This window comes from Streptomyces sp. NBC_00094 (assembly GCF_026343125.1).
GTDB lineage: Bacteria > Actinomycetota > Actinomycetes > Streptomycetales > Streptomycetaceae > Streptomyces.
This window is the reverse complement of the sequence record NZ_JAPEMB010000001.1, coordinates 3,657,625-3,675,182: the sequence shown is the minus strand read 5'-3', so window position 1 is coordinate 3,675,182 and position 17,558 is coordinate 3,657,625. Positions and strand designations below refer to the sequence as shown.

Sequence of the window (17,558 nt, the reverse complement as noted above, 5' to 3'; positions counted from 1 at the left end):
CACAACATCCCGAAATCCGGGCGGAACGGGCATGCAGGTGCTTGCGCCTCACGTCACGTCAGGCCCGAGGCGGACGCGCGTACCGAGGGAAAGGGCGGACGGCCGAGGGGCTGCTCCGTAGGACAGGCCGCCGACCTCGCCGGGGTCACGGTGCGCTGCCGGCCGCGCGGATCGGGGAGCTCCGGAGGATGGCGGCGGCCCGGCGCCTGTCGACCCGACCCGCGGAGGCGGTGCCTGAGCCGCGGGCCGGTCCGTCCGCTCTCAGGCGCGCGGGGCGATCACCACGGCTGTGCCGTACGCGCACACTTCCGTGCCCACGTCCGCCGCCTCCGTCACGTCGAAGCGGAACATCAGTACGGCGTTCGCGCCGCGCGCCTGGGCCTGTTCCACCAGCCGTTCCATCGCCTGGTTGCGGGTCTGCACCAGTGTCTTCGTCAGACCTTTCAGCTCACCGCCGATCATCGACTTGAGTCCCGCGCCGATCTGGCTGCCCAGATGGCGGGAGCGCACGGTGAGCCCGAAGACCTCACCGATGACCTGCCGGACCTCGAAGCCCGGCACGTCGTTCGTCGTCACGACCATCACATCCGGGTGCGGACCCTGGCCGCCTCCGTACTCCTCGATGCCCATCGGCATTGCACCTCCTGGCCACCCACACTCGGGCCCGGGGGCCCGCTCCGCATCCCGTGGGAGCCGGGTGGAACCGGGCGCGTCCCGCTCACGTTGATAGCTTGGGGCCAGCCGTCCCCCAAGCCCCCACCGACCGCAGGAGCCCGGAACCCGTGAACACGCTTGCCCTCGGACCGAGCTGGCTGGACCCCGACTTTCTGATCGATACCTTTGGTCCGATCGGTGTCCTGGCGATCGTCTTCGCCGAGTCCGGCCTCCTCATCGGGTTCTTCCTGCCCGGTGACTCGCTGCTCTTCACCACCGGTCTGCTGATCACGACCGGCAAGCTGGACATGCCGCTGTGGCTGATGTGCACGCTGATCGTGGCCGCGGCGGTCATCGGTGACCAGGTCGGATACCTCTTCGGACGCAAGGTCGGCCCGGCGCTCTTCACACGCCCCAACTCCAAGCTCTTCAAGCAGGAGAACGTGGAGAAGGCGCACGAGTTCTTCGAGAAGCACGGCCCGAAGTCGCTGATCCTGGCCCGCTTCGTCCCCATCGTGCGGACGTTCACGCCGATCATCGCCGGCGTCAGCAAGATGAACTACCGCCAGTTCATCACGTTCAACATCATCGGCGGTCTGCTGTGGGGCGCGGGCGTGACCCTGCTCGGCGCCTCCCTCGGCAAGATCGAGTTCGTGCACCAGCACATCGAGGCCATCCTCATCCTGATCGTGCTGATCTCGGTGGTCCCGATCGTGATCGAGTACCTCCGGGCCCGCTCCCAGTCGAAGAAGGCCAAGGCCGACGACGACCAGGCCGGCCACGGCGGTCACGACGCCCCCGGCACCCCCAACCCCCAGGGCCCCCGCGGCCGCCACGCCAAGCGCTAGGCCGGACAGGCCTCAGGCAAGACACCCCCTAAGGCCGGACAGGCCTTAGGGGGTGTCTTGCCTTGGCGCCCTAGAAGCCCCTGGTGCGCTTGGCGGCCCGTCGGGCCGACGCCGCGCCGGGGGCCGCCATGAAGAAGCGCGCCAGCTCGCCTCCCAGGTTCACCCCGATCGCGATCGCCAGCGCCAGGGCCGCCGCCTTCGCCAGCGAGGCGAAGCCCTGGTCCAGGTTGTTCTGGGCGATCGCGAGCACCCCGAAGTACGTCGCCGAACCGGGCAGCAGCGGCCCGATCGCCGCCGTCACGTACGGCAGCGAGGACGTGTGGTGGTAGCGGGCGATCAGCTGCCCGAAGAGTCCCACCAGACCCGCCGCCACGGCCGTCGCCATCACCGTGGACCCGCCCGCGGTCACCGCGATCGACGCGTAGATCACCCACGCGACCCCACCGTTCAGCGTCGCGAAGAGCACCGTCGCCCGCGACTGCTGCAACAGGATCGCGAAGGTCGCGCACAGCACCATCGACGCCAGGATCTGCGTCACCGGCCGCTCCACCGCCCGCAGCGCCCCCTCCGGGTTCAGCTGGGCGTCGAACTGCACCGCGATGTACAGCACGGACAGCACGCCCACCACGATCGCCACGAAGAAGTACGCGACCTCCAGGAGCCGGGCCGAGGCCGTGATGTAGAAACCGGTCAGACCGTCCTGCACCGCCGCCACCAGCGCCCGCCCCGGGATCAGCGCGAACAGCCCACCGGTGATCACCGCCGAAGGCCGCAGATCCGCGTGGAGCAGCGTCAGGAGCACGCCCATCGCCGCAGGCGGCATCGCCGCCACCAGGAACTGGTAGAACTCCGGCAGCCCGCGCCCCGCGCACAGCCACGCCAGCCGGTCGCCGAGCACCGCGCCGAGCGCCGCCACCAGGAAGACCGTCGGACCGCCGCCGAGCAGCACCGAGGCCGCACCGGCCAGCACGCCCGCCGCCGCCGTCAGGGCCCACCCCGGATACGGATGCCGGTTGCGCCGTATCTCCGCAAGCCGCCGGTACGCCTCCTCGGGCGTCACCTCGTGCGCCTGCGCGTTGATGTCGGCGAGCAGCGTGTAGACCGCCGCGAGCCGCGTGTAGTCCGTGCCCCGGCGCCGTACCGTCCGGTTCGCCGTGATCGGGTCGTCCACGAGCGACGGCTGGTACGTGACGGAGAGCAGGGTGAACGTCACCGTCGGCTCGACCCGGTCAAGACCGTACGAGCGGCAGATCACGAACATCGCCGCCTCGACGTCCTCCGCGCCCTCCCCGCCCGCGAGCAGCAGCTCGCCGATGCGCAGGGTCAGGTCGAGGACGCGCGGCACCGAGGGCCCCGCCTCGTCCTCCTTGCGCGTCGCCTCCGGCATCGGCCGGTCACCCACCGGCAGCCGCAGCATGGTCCGCATCCGGTCCTGCCACGGGGCACCGTGCGGCAGCCGCACCAAGGGCACCCCGTACGCCGGGGTGAAAGCGGGCGGCGAGTGCTGCGCCGCGTCCGCCGAGTACCCGGCCGGCGTCGCGAACGCCGAACCCTCCTGCTCCGCCGGCGGCTCCGCCGTCAGCCCAGGGGGAAGCGCGAACTCGGAGGTCGGATGCTCCTCCTCCGGCGGCGCTGGCTGCTCGACCCCGGCCGGCGGGACGAACGCGCTCCGCGCCTCGTCCGACTGCGGCTTCCGGTCCTCCGGAACCTCGCCCGGAGCACCCTTCGAGCCGTCCGGCTCCGCCACCACTCTGTCCGCCTCACTACCTCGGGAACCGTGGCTTCCAGTATGAGTGTGCGACGGATGTGCGAAAGGCGGCGCACCCCCGAAGAGGTGCACCGCCTGTCACACGATCAGAAGCTCAGAAGAGCACAGCCTCAGTGGCCGCCCTGCTCCTTGGCGCGCGCGTAGGACTTCTCGATCTCTTCCTCGGCCTCGGCGCGGCCGACCCAGTCGGCGCCCTCGACCGACTTGCCCGGCTCCAGGTCCTTGTAGACCTCGAAGAAGTGCTGGATCTCCAGGCGGTCGAACTCCGACACGTGGTGGATGTCCCGCAGGTGCTCCATGCGCGGGTCGGTGGCCGGGACGCACAGCAGCTTGTCGTCGCCGCCCGCCTCGTCCGTCATGCGGAACATGCCGATGGCGCGGCACTTGATGAGGCAGCCCGGGAACGTCGGCTCGTCGAGGATGACCAGCGCGTCCAGCGGGTCGCCGTCCTCACCGAGGGTGTTCTCGACGTAGCCGTAGTCGGTCGGGTAGGCCGTCGACGTGAAGAGACGACGGTCCAGGCGGATGCGACCCGTCTCGTGGTCGACCTCGTACTTGTTCCGCGATCCCTTCGGGATCTCGATGAGAACGTCGAACTCCACGGGTGGCTCCTCCTGAATCAACACAAGTGAATGCTCGCGACGACGCGCGGTGATTAAGTGTCCCTCACGGACGACCGTGATCGCGAAAGGGGCTGGTCATCTCATGCCGGAGCCGAGGATGTGGCAGCTCACGGCGGGCTCCGCCGCCCTCGGTCTGACCCTGGCCGCCGTGGCGGTGACCTCGGCCGGCCCGTGGGACTCGGGTCAGCGTACGGCCGAGCGGGCCCGGGCCGCCGCCCCCGCGGCGGGTGGCGCGCATCACGCCCCGCCCCCGGTCCCCGTCGCACCCCGCCGCCCCGCGCCCGCCCCCAGCGCCCCCGGCGTGCTCCCCGCGCTGCCCGCCCCGGCCGCCGCCGAGCGCCCCGCCGGCCGCCCCGCGGACCTCGCCGCCGCCCTCGTACCGCTCCTCGCCGCCCCCGGCCTCGGCCCGCTCCGTACGGCCTCCGTCGTCGACACCGCCACCGGCACCCAGCTGTACGGGGAGGGCGCCACGACCCCCATGACGCCGGCCTCCACCGTCAAGATCGCCACCGTCGGGGCCGCGCTCTCCGCCCTCGGCCCCGACCACCGCATCCCCACCACCGTCACGGCCTCCGCCGACGGCCGCACCGTCACCCTCGTCGGCGGCGGCGACCCCACCCTCGACCCGGCCCGGCTCAAGGCCCTCGCCGCGGACACCGCCCGCGCCCTCACGGCCCGCGGCCACGCCTCCGTACGGCTCGCCTACGACACGAGCCTCTACCAGGGCCCCGAGCTCCACCCCATCGGCCCCAACGAGAACATCGCCCCCGTCACCGCCCTCATGACCCACGAGGGGCGCCTCGACGACAGCCGCAGCGGCCCCGCGCCCCGCACCGCCGACCCGGCCGGCGACACCGCCACCGCCTTCGCCGGCCTCCTCGCCGACGCCGGCGTCAAGGTCACCGGCACCCCCACCAAGGTCACCGGCACCCGCAACCACGCCACGGACGCCCCCGCCAAGGCCACGGACGCCCCCGCCAAGGCCACCGGCACCCCCGGGAGCGCCCCGAAGGCCGCCCCCCTCGCCCGTACGTACTCCGCCCCCCTCTCCGACCTCGCCGAGCGCACCCTCACCCACAGCGACAACGACCTCGCCGAGGCCCTCGCCCGGCAGACCGCCCTCGCCCGCAAGCAGCCCGCGAGCTTCGAAGGAGCCGAGAAGGCCGTACGGGACGAACTCGCCGAACTCGGCCTCCCCCTCGCCGGCACCCGCTTCGCCGACGGCAGCGGACTCGACCGCCGCGACCGCGTCTCCGCCACCCTCCTCACCGCCCTCCTCACCCGCGCGGCCGACCCCGCCCGCCCGGCCCTCCGCCCGCTCCTCACCGGCCTGCCCGTCGGCGGCTTCACCGGCACCCTCGCCGGCCGCTTCGGCACCGCACCCGACGGCACCGGATTCGTCCGCGCCAAGAGCGGCACCCTCACCGGCGTCAACGCCCTCGCCGGCACGGTCGTCACCGCCGACGGACGACTCCTCGCCTTCGCCTTCCTCGCCGGGCGCACCCTCTCCCCGTACGAGGCGCAACCCGCCCTCGACCGTCTCGCCGCGGCCCTCGCGACCACGGGCTGACGCCCGCTCCAGCGGCGCGCCACCCCCACGACACACGCCGCCTCGCCGGACCCGACCCGCACCGAACCCGCACCGATCGGGCGCCGAGACCGTACGGTTGACGCATGACGAGCATCGGTGGCGCAGGCACATCCGGGATGGTCGACTGGAACCTCGCGGTCGCGACCGCGACCCGCCTCGTGCGGCCCGGACCCGAAGTCAGCCGCGACGAGGCCCGCGAGGTCGTCGCCGAACTCCGCAAGCACGCCAAAGCCTCCGAGCAACACGTCCGCGCCTACACCCGGATGCTCCCCGAGGGCGCCGACGTCCACGACACCCCCGTCCTCGTCGTGGACCGCGCAGGCTGGATCAAGGCCAACGTCGCCGGCTTCCGCGAACTCCTCACCCCCCTCCTCGGCAAGATGCAGGAACGCCGCTCCACCACCCCCGGCAACGCCGTCCTCGGCGCCGTCGGCGGCAAGGTCACCGGCGTCGAACTCGGGATGCTCCTGTCCTTCCTCGCCTCCCGCATCCTCGGCCAGTACGAGACCTTCGCCCCCGCCACCCGCGAACTCCCCGCCGGCGCCAACGGCGGCGGCCGACTCCTCCTCGTCGCCCCCAACATCGTCCACGTCGAACGCGAACTCGACGTCTCGCCGCACGACTTCCGGCTCTGGGTCTGCCTCCACGAGGAGACCCACCGCACCCAGTTCACCGCCGTCCCCTGGCTCCGCGACCATCTCCAGGGCGAGATCCAGTCCTTTCTCGCCGCCACCGACGTCGACCCCGGCACCGTCGTCGAACGCCTCCGCGAAGCCGCCCAGGCCCTCGCCGGCGGCCGCCCCGAGGGCGAGGTGGGCGAACCCTCCCCCTCCCTCGTCGAGATCGTCCAGACCCCGGAGCAGCGCGAGATCCTCGGCCGCCTCACCGCCGTCATGTCCCTGCTCGAAGGCCACGCCGACTACGTCATGGACGGCGTCGGCCCCCAGGTCGTCCCCTCCGTCGCCGAGATCCGCGAGAAGTTCCAGCAGCGACGCGCCCGCGGCGCCTCCCGCCTCGACCTCGCCCTGCGCAAGCTCCTCGGCCTCGACGCCAAACTCCGCCAGTACCGCGACGGCGAGCGCTTCGTCCGCGCCGTCGTCGACCAGGTCGGCATGGACGGCTTCAACCGCGTGTGGACCTCCCCCAACACGCTCCCCACCAAGGCCGAGATCGCCGCACCCGCCGACTGGATCGCGAGGGTGCACCGTAAGGCAGACTCGTGAGACAGGTGCGCCGGACGGCGTAGCAACGCAGGAGAACAACCCGCCAATCACCCATCCGAGGGACCCTGAGCATGGGGTGAGGCGTGCAATGCTCGGGTAACGGCCGGGTTTCTGTCACCATCGACGCACTCTGAGTGACCGAACCCCCCTTTCCGACCGTTAAGACTCCGACCGAGGCACCCCACCCCATCACGAAGGGCACCGGACATGGGTCCCCATCCTGCGGTCGCGGCGATACGCCTGGCGGTCCGCCGCGTACTCCACGACGTTCTCACCGAGCACCAGACCGACCCCGCCACCGCGCACGACGGACACGAACCCCTCGTGCTCGTCGCCTGCTCCGGAGGCGCCGACTCCATGGCGCTCGCCTCCGCCCTCGCCTTCGAGACGCGGAAGCTCCCCGTACGCGCCGGCGGCATCACCGTCGACCACGGCCTCCAGGACGGTTCCGACACCCGGGCCGCCGAGGTCGCCGGACGCATGACCGCCCTCGGCCTCACCCCCGTCGAGGCCGTCGCCGTCACCGTCGGCCGCGAAGGCGGACCCGAGGCCGCGGCCCGCGACGCGCGCTACGCCGCCCTCGACGCCGCCGCCGAACGGCACGGCGCCGCCGCGATCCTCCTCGGCCACACCCGCGACGACCAGGCGGAGACCGTCCTCCTCGGCCTCGCCCGCGGCTCCGGCATCCGCTCCCTCTCCGGCATGGCCGCCATCTCCGGGGCCGCCGGCCGCTACCGCCGCCCCTTCCTCCAGCTCGACCGCCAGACGATCCGCAAGGCCTGCATCGCGCAGGAACTCGCCGTCTGGGACGACCCCCACAACAGCGACCCCGCGTACACCCGCTCCCGGCTCCGCCACGAAGGCCTCCCCGCCCTCGAGAAGGCCCTCGGCAAGGGCGTCGTCGAAGCCCTCGCCCGTACGGCCCAGCTCTCCCGCGACGACGCCGACGCCCTCGACACCTGGGCCGCCGACGCCGAGACCGCCGTACGCGACGAGGCGGGCACCCTCGAGTGCTCCAAGCTCGTCGGCCTGCCCCCCGCCGTACGCCGCCGCGTCCTGCGCCGCGCCGTCATCGCCGAGGGCGCTCCCGCCGGATCCCTCTTCGCCCGCCACATCGAGGAAGTCGACCGGCTCATCACCGGCTGGCGCGGCCAAGGAGCCATCAACCTGCCCGGCCGAGTCGAAGCCCGCCGCCAGGGTGGCAGACTGGTCATCCGGCAAGGTTGACGCACGCTGCAACGAAAGTGACCCGGGTGAACGAGAAGGACATGGGCACCGACCTCCAGTCGGTGCTCATCACCAAGGAAGAGATCGACGCCAAGCTGGCAGAGCTGGCCGCGAAGATCGACGCGGAATACGCGGGCAAGGACCTGCTCATCGTCGGCGTCCTCAAGGGCGCGGTGATGGTGATGGCGGATCTGGCTCGCGCCCTGTCCACCCCCGTCACCATGGACTGGATGGCCGTCTCCTCGTACGGCGCCGGTACCCAGTCCTCCGGCGTCGTCCGGATCCTCAAGGACCTCGACACCGACATCAAGGGCAAGCACGTCCTGATCGTCGAGGACATCATCGACTCCGGCCTGACCCTGTCCTGGCTGCTGTCGAACCTCGGCTCGCGCGAGCCCGCCTCCCTGGAGGTGTGCACCCTCCTGCGTAAGCCCGAGGCCGCCAAGGTCGCGATCGACGTCAAGTGGATCGGCTTCGACATCCCCAACGAGTTCGTCGTCGGCTACGGCCTCGACTACGCGGAGAAGTACCGGAACCTGCCGTTCGTCGGCACGCTCGCCCCGCACGTCTACGGCGGCTGAGCACCCGGCTGAACACCCGGCTGAACGGGGAACCCGCACCGCCTTCCCTCCGTTGAACCACGGGAAGGCGGTCGCGGGCGACGATGCTGAGGTACCGTCCGAAGAACAGCTTTTTCACATAGCAGCACTCACAGCAGCATTTTCCTACGGGCAGGAGGGACGGGGCGTTCTCGCCCCGTATGGATGGACGTGAAGCGATACTTCCGTGGGCCGGTCATGTGGATCGTGCTGGCCGTCCTCGCCGTGGTCGTGCTGATGCAGGTCGTCGGCTCGTCCGAGGGCTACAAGACGGTGGACACCGGCAAGGTCGTCCAGGCGATCGACAAGAACCAGGTCAAGCAGGCAAAGGTCACCACCGGTGACGAGCAGATCATCAAGATCGAGCTCGTCGACGGTCAGAAGATCGACAACAGCAGCAAGGTCCAGGCCAGCTACATCGGCTCCCAGGGCGTCGACGTCGCGGACAAGCTGCAGGAGAAGTTCGAGGCCGGGCAGATCGAGAAGGGCTACACCGTCTCCCCGACGAAGCAGTCGCCCTTCGTCTCGATCCTGCTCTCCCTCCTCCCCTTCGTCCTCATCGTGGTCGTCTTCCTCTTCCTGATGAACCAGATGCAGGGCGGCGGCTCGCGCGTCATGCAGTTCGGCAAGTCCAAGGCGAAGCTCATCACCAAGGACACGCCCAAGACCACCTTCGCCGACGTCGCCGGCTCGGACGAGGCCGTCGAGGAACTCCACGAGATCAAGGAATTCCTCCAGGAGCCCGCGAAGTTCCAGGCCGTCGGCGCCAAGATCCCGAAGGGCGTCCTGCTCTACGGCCCGCCCGGAACCGGCAAGACGCTCCTCGCGCGCGCCGTCGCCGGCGAGGCCGGGGTGCCGTTCTACTCGATCTCCGGCTCCGACTTCGTCGAGATGTTCGTCGGCGTCGGCGCCTCCCGTGTCCGCGACCTCTTCGAGCAGGCCAAGGCCAACGCGCCCGCCATCGTCTTCGTCGACGAGATCGACGCCGTCGGACGCCACCGCGGCGCCGGCCTCGGCGGCGGTCACGACGAGCGTGAGCAGACCCTGAACCAGCTGCTCGTCGAGATGGACGGCTTCGACGTCAAGGGCGGCGTCATCCTGATCGCCGCCACGAACCGTCCCGACATCCTCGACCCCGCCCTCCTGCGCCCCGGCCGCTTCGACCGGCAGATCGCCGTCGACCGTCCGGACATGCAGGGCCGTCTGGAGATCCTCAAGGTCCACCAGAAGGGCAAGCCGGTCGCGCCGGACGTCGACCTCGGCGCCGTCGCCCGACGCACCCCCGGCTTCACCGGTGCGGACCTCTCCAACGTCCTCAACGAGGCGGCGCTCCTCACCGCTCGCGGCGATCAGAAGCTGATCGACAACAGCGCGCTGGACGAGGCGATCGACCGCGTGGTCGCGGGCCCGCAGAAGCGGACCCGGATCATGTCGGACCGGGAGAAGAAGATCACCGCGTACCACGAGGGCGGTCACGCCCTGGTCGCGGCGGCCTCGCCGAACTCCGACCCCGTCCACAAGATCACCATCCTGTCCCGAGGCCGTGCCCTGGGCTACACGATGGTCCTCCCGGACGAGGACAAGTACTCGACCACGCGCAACGAGATGCTCGACCAGCTCGCCTACATGCTGGGCGGGCGCGCGGCCGAGGAGCTCGTCTTCCACGACCCGACCACGGGCGCGGCGAACGACATCGAGAAGGCCACTGCCACGGCTCGCGCGATGGTCACGCAGTACGGGATGACCGAGCGTCTCGGTGCCATCAAGTTCGGCGGCGACAACACGGAGCCGTTCCTCGGCCGCGAGATGTCGCACCCGCGGGACTACTCGGAAGAGGTCGCGGCGCTGGTCGACGAAGAGGTCAAGAAGCTCATCGAGACCGCGCACAACGAGGCCTGGGAGATCCTCGTCGAGAACCGTGACCTTCTCGACAACCTGGTCCTCGCCCTCCTGGAGAAGGAGACGCTGGGCAAGGAGGAGATCGCCGAGATCTTCGCCCCCATCGTCAAGCGCCCGGCCCGCCCGGCCTGGACCGGCTCCTCCCGCCGCACGCCGTCCACGCGTCCGCCGGTGCTCTCCCCCAAGGAGCTCGCCCTGACGAACAGCGCGAACGGCACGGCGAACGGCTCGTCGGCCCCCGTGGACACCACCAAGGGCATCGAGATCGCCCCGGTGGACACCCCCGAGGACTGACGGTCCCGGCGACCCCGGAATGGATGCCGCGCCCTCACAGGTTTTAGCCTGTGAGGGCGCGGCATTTCGCGTATCGGTTCAGACGGAACGAGGCACAGATGACCGACCCGGTGACGCTGGACGGCGAGGGCAGGATCGGCGAGTTCGACGAGAAGCGCGCCGAGAACGCCGTACGAGAGCTCCTCATCGCGGTCGGAGAGGACCCGGACCGCGAGGGACTGCGAGAGACGCCGGCGCGTGTGGCGCGGGCGTACAAGGAGATGTTCGCCGGACTTTGGCAGAAGCCCGAGGACGTCCTGACCACGACGTTCGATCTCGGCCACGATGAGATGGTCCTCGTGAAGGACATCGAAATCGTAAGCCAGTGCGAACATCATCTCTTGCCGTTCCACGGGGTTGCCCACATCGGCTACATCCCTGCGGATTCGGGAAAGATCACGGGACTGTCGAAGCTGGCTCGACTCGTCGACGTCTTCGCCCGGCGCCCGCAGGTGCAGGAGCGGCTCACGACCCAGATCGCCGACTCCCTGATGCGCATCCTCGATGCCCGCGGCGCGATCGTCGTGATCGAGGCGGAGCACATGTGCATGTCGGTGCGCGGCATCCGTAAGCCCGGTGCCAAGACGACGACCTCGGCGGTTCGTGGTCAACTTCGTGACGCTACTACACGGGCTGAGGCTATGTCCCTGATATTGGCTCGCTCGTAGCGGTCTGCCGAGAGTGCCCCATAGCGTCCGGATCGGTGAGGTTGATCGCTGATCGAGGGGGCGGTATGGGGTACGGGCTGGCGAGCAAGCAGTTGGTGAACGTGGTCGGGGGGTGCGCCCAGGCGAAGAGTGTGGCTCCTGGTGACCTGATGTGGGCATTGGACGGAGACCGGACGGTGCGGACCACCGTCGTGGCGGTGGCCGGGGCCAAGGCTCGCGCCGCCGTCGAGGTGGTCACCGACCACATGACGTTCATCGCCAGCCCCGACCTACTGCTCGCCACGCCGGACGGCTGGACACATGCCGGAGACGCGGCGGGCACGACCGTGGCGTGGACGCACGCGCGCAAGCTGTGCCGCGAGCGCTTCACGATCCGGCCGGGTTACGAGTTCGGCTACTTCGTGGGGGCGACCTGCGCCGATGGCACGGTCGGCAAGAACTATGTGTCCCTGGTCGTCAACGAGGAGAGCTTCGCGTCCCGGTACGCGGCAGCCCTCACGACGTGCACGGGGCTCGCTGCTCGGCTGGAGCCGGTGACGCGGCCGTCCGGGTACCTGAGGCGGGATCTGCCGGGCTTCCGCGTCCGGGTGGTCTCCTCGTACCTCTCTGACGCGATGAGGCACTACGTGGGCGGCGACGCTCACCACATGCGGCAGCGTTTTCCCCGGGTGGTGCTGCGGGACATCGACACGTTCAACGGCTTCCTCGACGGCTACATCGATGGTGACGGCTACCGGCACAAGCATGGGCGGGCTCGTACGGTCGTCAGCGCGAATGTCCCGTTCCTTGCCGAGCTGGCACGGATCATCGGTGCGCGCTTCACGCCCAAAGATCGCAGTCCGGCGTCCCACCTCATCGTCACGGACCGCTGGCAGAGCCGGGGTACGTTCGTCCCCGAGGACCACCGGATCGACCCACCGGAGTCCTCCTGGATCAGGGTCCAGGAGGTCCGCCCCCGCCCCGCCCTCGGCACCAAGCCCTTCACCTTCTACAGCTACCGGCTGGCCCCGTATCCGACCTTCCTGGTCAACGGGCACCTGGTGCGGGAGCCCTGGTAGTGCGGCGCGGAGCCCGGGGCCAGGGTGACGTCGGCGCGGGCGACAGGCTTCGCTCCGAGGACCTCGACGAGCTCTGTCGCTGAGTCTCAGGCCCGGGCCTTGCCCGGGCCTTCGCCGTTGTTCTCAGGGTCCTCCGGGAGTTTGCAGACGCGCTCCAGGAAGAGGGCGGCCGCGATGACGCCGATGCCCGCGACGACCGCGAGGGCCGCGTAGAGGGCCTGGTCGCGGCGGGCCGGGACGTCGAGGGAGCCGAGGAGGTAGACGCCCGTGCCGCCGTACATGCCGGCGACGAGGGCGGCTACCAGGGCGCTCGCCTGGCCGAAGACCACCGCGCGGGCCGCCATCAGAGGTTCGACGCCCTTGGCGCCGGGGCGGCGCTCGCGCTGGGCCTTGAGGCGGGAGCGGATCGAGAGGGCGGTCGCGGTGAGGACGACCGCGATCACGCTGAGGACGATGGGCGCGGCGAGCGGCACGCTGGGGAGGGTGCCGACGGAGTCCCAGAGGCGGGCGCCGCCCCAGGAGAGGATGCCGGCCACGAGGAACAGTCCGGTGAGTACCTTCAGCCGCAGTTGTTTCACCGGGTGTCCTTCGCGTGGTCGTCGGTCGTGGTCGTGGGCGGTCTGCCACGAAGCGTAACGACTACTCGGGCAGACGGAGTTCCAGGTCGACACGGGGAGTGACGCCCTCGGTGCCGAGGGCGTCGAGGAGTGCGGCGACCGGGCCGTGGCCGGGGAGCTGGGCGGCGGGGTCCACGTCGTGCCAGGGGGCGAGGACGAAGGCGCGCTGGTGGGCGCGGGGGTGCGGGAGGGTGAGGACGGGGTCGTCGGAGACCACGTCCGCGTACGTGATGATGTCGACGTCGATGGTGCGGGAGCCCCAGCGCTCCTCGCGGACGCGGTGGAAGGCCTCCTCGACGGCGTGGGCCCGCTCCAGGAGCGAGGACGGCGGCAGGGTCGTCTTCACGAGCGCGACGGCGTTGAGGTACGAGGGCTGGCTGCCGGGCTCGACGCCCCAGGGCTCCGTCTCGTAGACGGGGGAGACGGCCTTGACCCGGAGGCCGGGGGTGTCGGCGAGGGCGTCGACGGCCCCCTGGAGGGTCTCCAGGCGGTTGCCGAGGTTGGCGCCGAGGGCGAGGACGGCCCAGCGGGGGTTGGAGAGCGTCGTGTCGGCCGCGTCGACGGTGGCGACGACGGAGGCCGGTACGGGCTGGACGGTGGGATCGCTGTGCGTCGATTTCATCGTCGGCTCCGGGTGATCGTGATGGTGACGTCGTCGAAGGGCACGGTGATGGGTGCGTCCGGCTTGTGCACGACGACTTCCACCTCCTGGACCCCCGCGTGGCTGAGGCACTGCTGGGCGATGCGCTCGGCGAGGGTTTCGATGAGGTCGACGGGTTCGCCCTGGACGACGTCGACGACTTCCTCGGCGACGATGCCGTAGTGCACGGTCTTCGCCAGGTCGTCGTCGGCGGCCGCCGGGCGGGTGTCCAGGCCGAGGACCAGGTCCACGATGAAGGTCTGGCCCTCCTCGCGCTCCTTGGGGAAGACGCCGTGGTGGCCTCGGGCCTTGAGGCCGCGCAGCGCGACACGATCCACGCGAATCACTCCTGCTGTCGTAGTTCGGGTGGCCACGCAGCCGGTTGCGGACGGCCGGGTGTCCACCATCGAATCTACCTGCGGGGACCGACAGCGCTTGCCCTCGGGGGCCATGGGTGGGTCGCGCGCGGGGTTCGGGGCGGGTCGGGTCCGGGTCAGGCCCGGGGTTCCGTGCCGTCCGTGCCGGGGGGCTCGGTGTCCGTCTCGTCGTCCTCCGTGAGGACGGGGGAGGCGTGGTGGGACCAGATCCGCCAGCCGTCCGGTGTGTCGCGGAACACGTTGGTGGCGACGACGAGCTGGCCGACGAGGGGGCCGAGCTCGGCGCCGTCCTCGGCGGGGCCGCCGCTGAGGATGTTCTCGGTGCAGGTGACGACGGCGGTGCCGCCGGCCAGGGAGATCCTGAGGTCGGTGAGGAAGAACTGGATGTACTCGGTGTTCGCCATGATCAGGGCGTACGAGCGGAGCACCTCGCCGCGGCCGGTGAGGACGGGCCAGCCGGGGTGGACGCAGGTGATGGGGGTGGCTCCGTCGTCGAGCCAGAGGGCGGAGACGCCGTCGAAGTCGCCGGTCTCCATCGCCTCGTAGAAGGCGGTGTTGACGGCTTCCACGGCCGCTTCGGCGGCGGCGCGGCCCCGGTCGGCGCCGCGGCTCACGCGGCTCCCTCGACGGCCCTGGCGACGCGTACGGCGTCGGCGGTGGCCCTGACCTCGTGGACGCGGACGGCCCAGGCGCCTTCGTGGGCGGCGATGGCGGAGACGGCGGCCGTGGCGGCGTCGCGTTCGCGGGCGGGGGGCGGGGTGGCGCCGTCGCGGGTGAGGACGTGGCCGAGGAACCTCTTGCGGGAGGCGGCGACGAGGAGGGGCCGGCCGAGGGCGCGGAGCTCGGGGAGGTGGGCGACGAGGGCCAGGTCGTGGGGGGCGAGCTTGGCGAAGCCGAGGCCGGGGTCGACGACGATGCGCTCGGGGGCGATGCCGCCGGCGATGACGGCCTCCAGGCGGATGCGGAGTTCGCTGACGACCTCGGTGACGACGTCGTCGTACACGGCGAGGCTGTTCATGTCCTGGCTGAATCCGCGCCAGTGCATGACGACGAAGGGCACTTCGGCGGCGGCGACGGCGGGGACCATCGCGGGGTCGGCGAGTCCGCCGCTGACGTCGTTGACGAGGACGGCGCCGGCTTCGACGGCGCGGGCGGCGACGGCGGCGCGCATGGTGTCGACGGAGACGGTGACGCCTTCGGCGGCGAGGCCGCGGACGACGGGGACGACGCGGCGGAGTTCCTCCTCCTCGTCGACGCGGGTGGCGCCGGGGCGGGTGGACTCGCCGCCGACGTCGACGAGGTCGGCGCCCTGGGCGACGAGGTCGAGGCCGTGTTTGACGGCGGCCGTGGTGTCGAACCAGCGGCCGCCGTCGGAGAAGGAGTCGGGGGTCACGTTGACCACGCCCATGACCGCGCAGCGGTCCCACTCCGGCAGGCCCTGGGCTGTACCCCGGTCGATCGTCGTACTCATGTGTCCAGCGTAGGGCCCTGGGGTGGCATCAGGCCGCGCGGACCTTGCGCCCGGCGGAGGAGGAAGCGGGGGCGGAGGTGGAAGGGGAGGTGGAAGCGGAAGCGGGGGCCGGGACGATGTGGGCGCACGGCCGGGGGGCCGGAGCGGGGCGGCTGCGGGGGAAGAGGCGGGGGAGGGAGAGGGTGACGAACCCTTCGGCGCGCATGGCGGCGAGGCCGATGCGGGGCAGGTCGCGGCTGTTGCGGTAGACGACGAAGCGGGGTTCCCAGCGTGGCCGGAACTTGGCGTTGAACTTGTAGAGCGACTCGATCTGGAACCAGCGGGAGAGGAAGACGAGGAGTCCGCGCCAGACGCGGAGGACGGGGCCGGCGCCGATCTTCTCGCCGCGTGCGAGGGCGGAGCGGAACATCGCGAAGTTGAGGGAGACGCGGTCGATGCCGAGGGCGGGGGAGGCCTGGAGCGCGGCGACGATGAGGAGTTCGTTCATGCCGGGGTCGGCGGAGCGGTCGCGGCGCATGAGTTCGAGGGACATGCCGTCGGGGCCCCAGGGCACGAAGTGGATGATCGCTTTGAGGTCTCCGTAGGGGGAGGCGTTCGGGGCGTCCGGGGCGTTCGGGGCGGCGGAGTCGGCGGAGTCCGTCTTGTGGGCGGTCGCTATGACGGCGTCTCCGTCGCCCGGGGCGCCGATGCGGCCGAGGGCCATGGAGAAGCCGCGTTCGGTGTCGGTGCCGCGCCAGTCGGCGGCGGCGCGGCGGACCTGTTCCAGTTCCTCGTCGTCGAGGTCGCGGACGCGGCGGACCCGGGTGGTGTAGCCGTTGCGTTCGATGCGCTTGACCATCTGCCGGACGTTGCGCATGGCGCGGCCGGAGAGGGAGAAGTCGGCGACGTCGACGATGGCCTCGTCGCCGAGTTCGAGGGCGTCGAGGCCGGTCTCGCGGGTCCAGACCTGGCCGCCGGTCTCGGAGCAGCCCATGACGGCGGGGGTCCAGGAGTGGGCCTTCGCCTCGTCCATGAAGCGTTCGATGGCGCCGGGCCAGGCTTCGACGTCGCCGATGGGGTCACCGCTGGCGAGCATGACGCCGGAGAGGACGCGGTAGCAGACGGCGGCCTTGCCGCTGGGGGAGAAGACGACGCCCTTGTCGTGGCGGAGGGCGAAGTGGCCGAGGGAGTCGCGGCCGCCGTGCTGGTCGAGGAGGGCGCGGAGCCGGGTCTCGTCGTCGTGGGTGAGGCGGGCCGCGGGGTGCTCGGGGCGGAAGGCGAGGTAGATGGTGGTGAGGGCGGTGAGCATGCCGAGGGCGCCGAGGGAGTAGCCGACGGTCCAGTCGACGTCGCGGGTGTAGGCGACGGGGCCTTCGAAGCCGAGGAGTCCGTACAGGACGTGTTCGAGGCGGTCGGTGAGGCTGGGGTCGCCGACGACGCGGCGGGGGTGGGCGCTGACGATGACGAGGCCGAGGGCGATGGATCCGGCGCCCATGACGACGAAGTTGGCGAGGGCGCGCCAGCGGCTGCGCGGGTCGGGGAGGGCGGCGAACTCGTCGCGGTGGCGCAGCAGGAGGGCGAGGAGTACGAGGGAGAAGAGGGCGCCGATGACGGAGTGGCGCCAGACGAACTGGGCCGCGGCGCCGACGGGGAGGAGGACGACGGCGGCGCGCCAGGCGCGGCGCTTGTGTCGCTTGAGGCCGTGGGCGAGGAGCAGGAGGAGGACGCCGGCGCTGAGGGAGAGGGCGGCGGAGAGGTGGCCGAGGGTGCCGGGGAGGACTTCGGCGACGGCGTGCATGCGGCTGGCGCGGAAGCGGGGGAAGACCCCGGCGGCGATGTCGATGAGGCCGCCGATGGTGCAGGCCGTTCCGACCAGGGCGGGGACGTTCTCGGGTCGGGGGCCGTGAAGAATCCGGCGTACCCGAACCGGAACCAATCGCGATTTGTCCCCATCTACCGTGACAGACATGGCTTCCCGTACTT

Annotated in this window: 17 protein-coding genes; 8 read left to right on the top strand and 9 right to left on the bottom strand. The window is 71.2% G+C overall.

Translation table 11 applies throughout. The annotated features are described in order from the left end of the window. Positions 1 to 261 precede the first annotated feature (261 nt). On the bottom strand, positions 262 to 630 hold the full coding sequence (locus OG580_RS15945) for a YbjQ family protein (protein WP_267048023.1): 369 nt from the start codon (positions 628 to 630) through the stop codon (positions 262 to 264). A 152-nt stretch (positions 631 to 782) separates the two neighbouring features. Here OG580_RS15945 and OG580_RS15940 point away from each other — a divergent pair, with 152 nt between their 5' ends. Further along, the gene (locus OG580_RS15940) at positions 783 to 1,502 is read left to right on the top strand and encodes a DedA family protein (RefSeq protein ID WP_267044336.1); all 720 of its coding nucleotides are present in this window, start codon (positions 783 to 785) and stop codon (positions 1,500 to 1,502) included. Between the two features lie 70 nt (positions 1,503 to 1,572). Here OG580_RS15940 and OG580_RS15935 read toward each other — a convergent pair whose 3' ends face one another. Together OG580_RS15935 and OG580_RS15930 are read right to left on the bottom strand one after the other, a co-directional pair. Beyond that, entirely contained in the window at positions 1,573 to 3,252 is a 1,680-nt protein-coding gene (locus OG580_RS15935; protein ID WP_267044335.1) for a threonine/serine exporter ThrE family protein, read from the bottom strand. A 128-nt stretch (positions 3,253 to 3,380) separates the two neighbouring features. Then, on the bottom strand, positions 3,381 to 3,872 hold the full coding sequence (locus tag OG580_RS15930; RefSeq protein ID WP_056652730.1) for an inorganic diphosphatase: 492 nt from the start codon (positions 3,870 to 3,872) through the stop codon (positions 3,381 to 3,383). A gap of 103 nt (positions 3,873 to 3,975) precedes the next feature. Here OG580_RS15930 and dacB point away from each other — a divergent pair, with 103 nt between their 5' ends. From dacB to OG580_RS15895, 7 genes are all read left to right on the top strand, one after another. Further along, the gene (dacB, locus tag OG580_RS15925) at positions 3,976 to 5,463 is read left to right on the top strand and encodes a D-alanyl-D-alanine carboxypeptidase/D-alanyl-D-alanine-endopeptidase (protein WP_267044334.1); all 1,488 of its coding nucleotides are present in this window, start codon (positions 3,976 to 3,978) and stop codon (positions 5,461 to 5,463) included. A 104-nt stretch (positions 5,464 to 5,567) separates the two neighbouring features. Beyond that, complete coding sequence (locus OG580_RS15920; protein ID WP_267044333.1) at positions 5,568 to 6,707, top strand: zinc-dependent metalloprotease; 1,140 nt, start codon at positions 5,568 to 5,570, stop codon at positions 6,705 to 6,707. A gap of 207 nt (positions 6,708 to 6,914) precedes the next feature. After that, entirely contained in the window at positions 6,915 to 7,934 is a 1,020-nt protein-coding gene (gene tilS / locus OG580_RS15915; RefSeq protein ID WP_267044332.1) for a tRNA lysidine(34) synthetase TilS, read from the top strand. Between the two features lie 41 nt (positions 7,935 to 7,975). Next, entirely contained in the window at positions 7,976 to 8,515 is a 540-nt protein-coding gene (hpt, locus tag OG580_RS15910) for a hypoxanthine phosphoribosyltransferase (protein WP_030219931.1), read from the top strand. A 183-nt stretch (positions 8,516 to 8,698) separates the two neighbouring features. Further along, positions 8,699 to 10,726: an ATP-dependent zinc metalloprotease FtsH gene (gene ftsH, locus OG580_RS15905; RefSeq protein WP_267044331.1), complete on the top strand. Its 2,028-nt coding sequence runs from the start codon at positions 8,699 to 8,701 to the stop codon at positions 10,724 to 10,726. 98 nt (positions 10,727 to 10,824) lie between these two features. After that, positions 10,825 to 11,433, top strand: a complete 609-nt coding sequence (folE, locus tag OG580_RS15900) for a GTP cyclohydrolase I FolE (protein ID WP_056652716.1) — start codon at positions 10,825 to 10,827, stop codon at positions 11,431 to 11,433. A gap of 176 nt (positions 11,434 to 11,609) precedes the next feature. Then, positions 11,610 to 12,491, top strand: a complete 882-nt coding sequence (locus tag OG580_RS15895) for a hypothetical protein (protein WP_267044330.1) — start codon at positions 11,610 to 11,612, stop codon at positions 12,489 to 12,491. Between the two features lie 86 nt (positions 12,492 to 12,577). Here the strand turns inward: OG580_RS15895 and OG580_RS15890 are convergent, their stop codons facing one another. The 6 genes from OG580_RS15890 to OG580_RS15865 form a co-directional block, all read right to left on the bottom strand. Continuing rightward, the gene (locus OG580_RS15890) at positions 12,578 to 13,069 is read right to left on the bottom strand and encodes a DUF3180 domain-containing protein (protein ID WP_267044329.1); all 492 of its coding nucleotides are present in this window, start codon (positions 13,067 to 13,069) and stop codon (positions 12,578 to 12,580) included. A 61-nt stretch (positions 13,070 to 13,130) separates the two neighbouring features. Further along, positions 13,131 to 13,730: a 2-amino-4-hydroxy-6-hydroxymethyldihydropteridine diphosphokinase gene (folK, locus tag OG580_RS15885; RefSeq protein WP_267044328.1), complete on the bottom strand. Its 600-nt coding sequence runs from the start codon at positions 13,728 to 13,730 to the stop codon at positions 13,131 to 13,133. Continuing rightward, on the bottom strand, positions 13,727 to 14,086 hold the full coding sequence (folB, locus tag OG580_RS15880; RefSeq protein WP_017240053.1) for a dihydroneopterin aldolase: 360 nt from the start codon (positions 14,084 to 14,086) through the stop codon (positions 13,727 to 13,729). Before folB ends, folK begins: the two co-directional genes overlap by 4 nt. A gap of 155 nt (positions 14,087 to 14,241) precedes the next feature. Continuing rightward, positions 14,242 to 14,739, bottom strand: coding sequence for a nuclear transport factor 2 family protein (locus OG580_RS15875; RefSeq protein ID WP_267044327.1), 498 nt, complete (start codon positions 14,737 to 14,739; stop codon positions 14,242 to 14,244). Further along, complete coding sequence (gene folP, locus OG580_RS15870; protein WP_267044326.1) at positions 14,736 to 15,596, bottom strand: dihydropteroate synthase; 861 nt, start codon at positions 15,594 to 15,596, stop codon at positions 14,736 to 14,738. Before folP ends, OG580_RS15875 begins: the two co-directional genes overlap by 4 nt. 28 nt (positions 15,597 to 15,624) lie before the next feature. Beyond that, the gene (locus OG580_RS15865) at positions 15,625 to 17,544 is read right to left on the bottom strand and encodes a phosphatidylglycerol lysyltransferase domain-containing protein (protein ID WP_267044325.1); all 1,920 of its coding nucleotides are present in this window, start codon (positions 17,542 to 17,544) and stop codon (positions 15,625 to 15,627) included. Positions 17,545 to 17,558 lie beyond the last annotated feature (14 nt).

Excerpts from the sequence above, each read along its gene's own strand:
- folK (WP_267044328.1), bottom strand. The coding sequence starts at position 13,730 with ATGAAATCGACGCACAGCGATCCCACCGTCCAGCCCGTACCGGCCTCC.
- folE (WP_056652716.1), top strand. The coding sequence starts at position 10,825 with ATGACCGACCCGGTGACGCTGGACGGCGAGGGCAGGATCGGCGAGTTC.
- ftsH (WP_267044331.1), top strand. The coding sequence starts at position 8,699 with ATGGACGTGAAGCGATACTTCCGTGGGCCGGTCATGTGGATCGTGCTG.
- OG580_RS15920 (WP_267044333.1), top strand. The coding sequence starts at position 5,568 with ATGACGAGCATCGGTGGCGCAGGCACATCCGGGATGGTCGACTGGAAC.
- tilS (WP_267044332.1), top strand. The coding sequence starts at position 6,915 with ATGGGTCCCCATCCTGCGGTCGCGGCGATACGCCTGGCGGTCCGCCGC.
- OG580_RS15865 (WP_267044325.1), bottom strand. The coding sequence starts at position 17,544 with ATGTCTGTCACGGTAGATGGGGACAAATCGCGATTGGTTCCGGTTCGG.
- OG580_RS15945 (WP_267048023.1), bottom strand. The coding sequence starts at position 630 with ATGGGCATCGAGGAGTACGGAGGCGGCCAGGGTCCGCACCCGGATGTG.
- hpt (WP_030219931.1), top strand. The coding sequence starts at position 7,976 with ATGGGCACCGACCTCCAGTCGGTGCTCATCACCAAGGAAGAGATCGAC.
- folP (WP_267044326.1), bottom strand. The coding sequence starts at position 15,596 with ATGAGTACGACGATCGACCGGGGTACAGCCCAGGGCCTGCCGGAGTGG.
- dacB (WP_267044334.1), top strand. The coding sequence starts at position 3,976 with ATGCCGGAGCCGAGGATGTGGCAGCTCACGGCGGGCTCCGCCGCCCTC.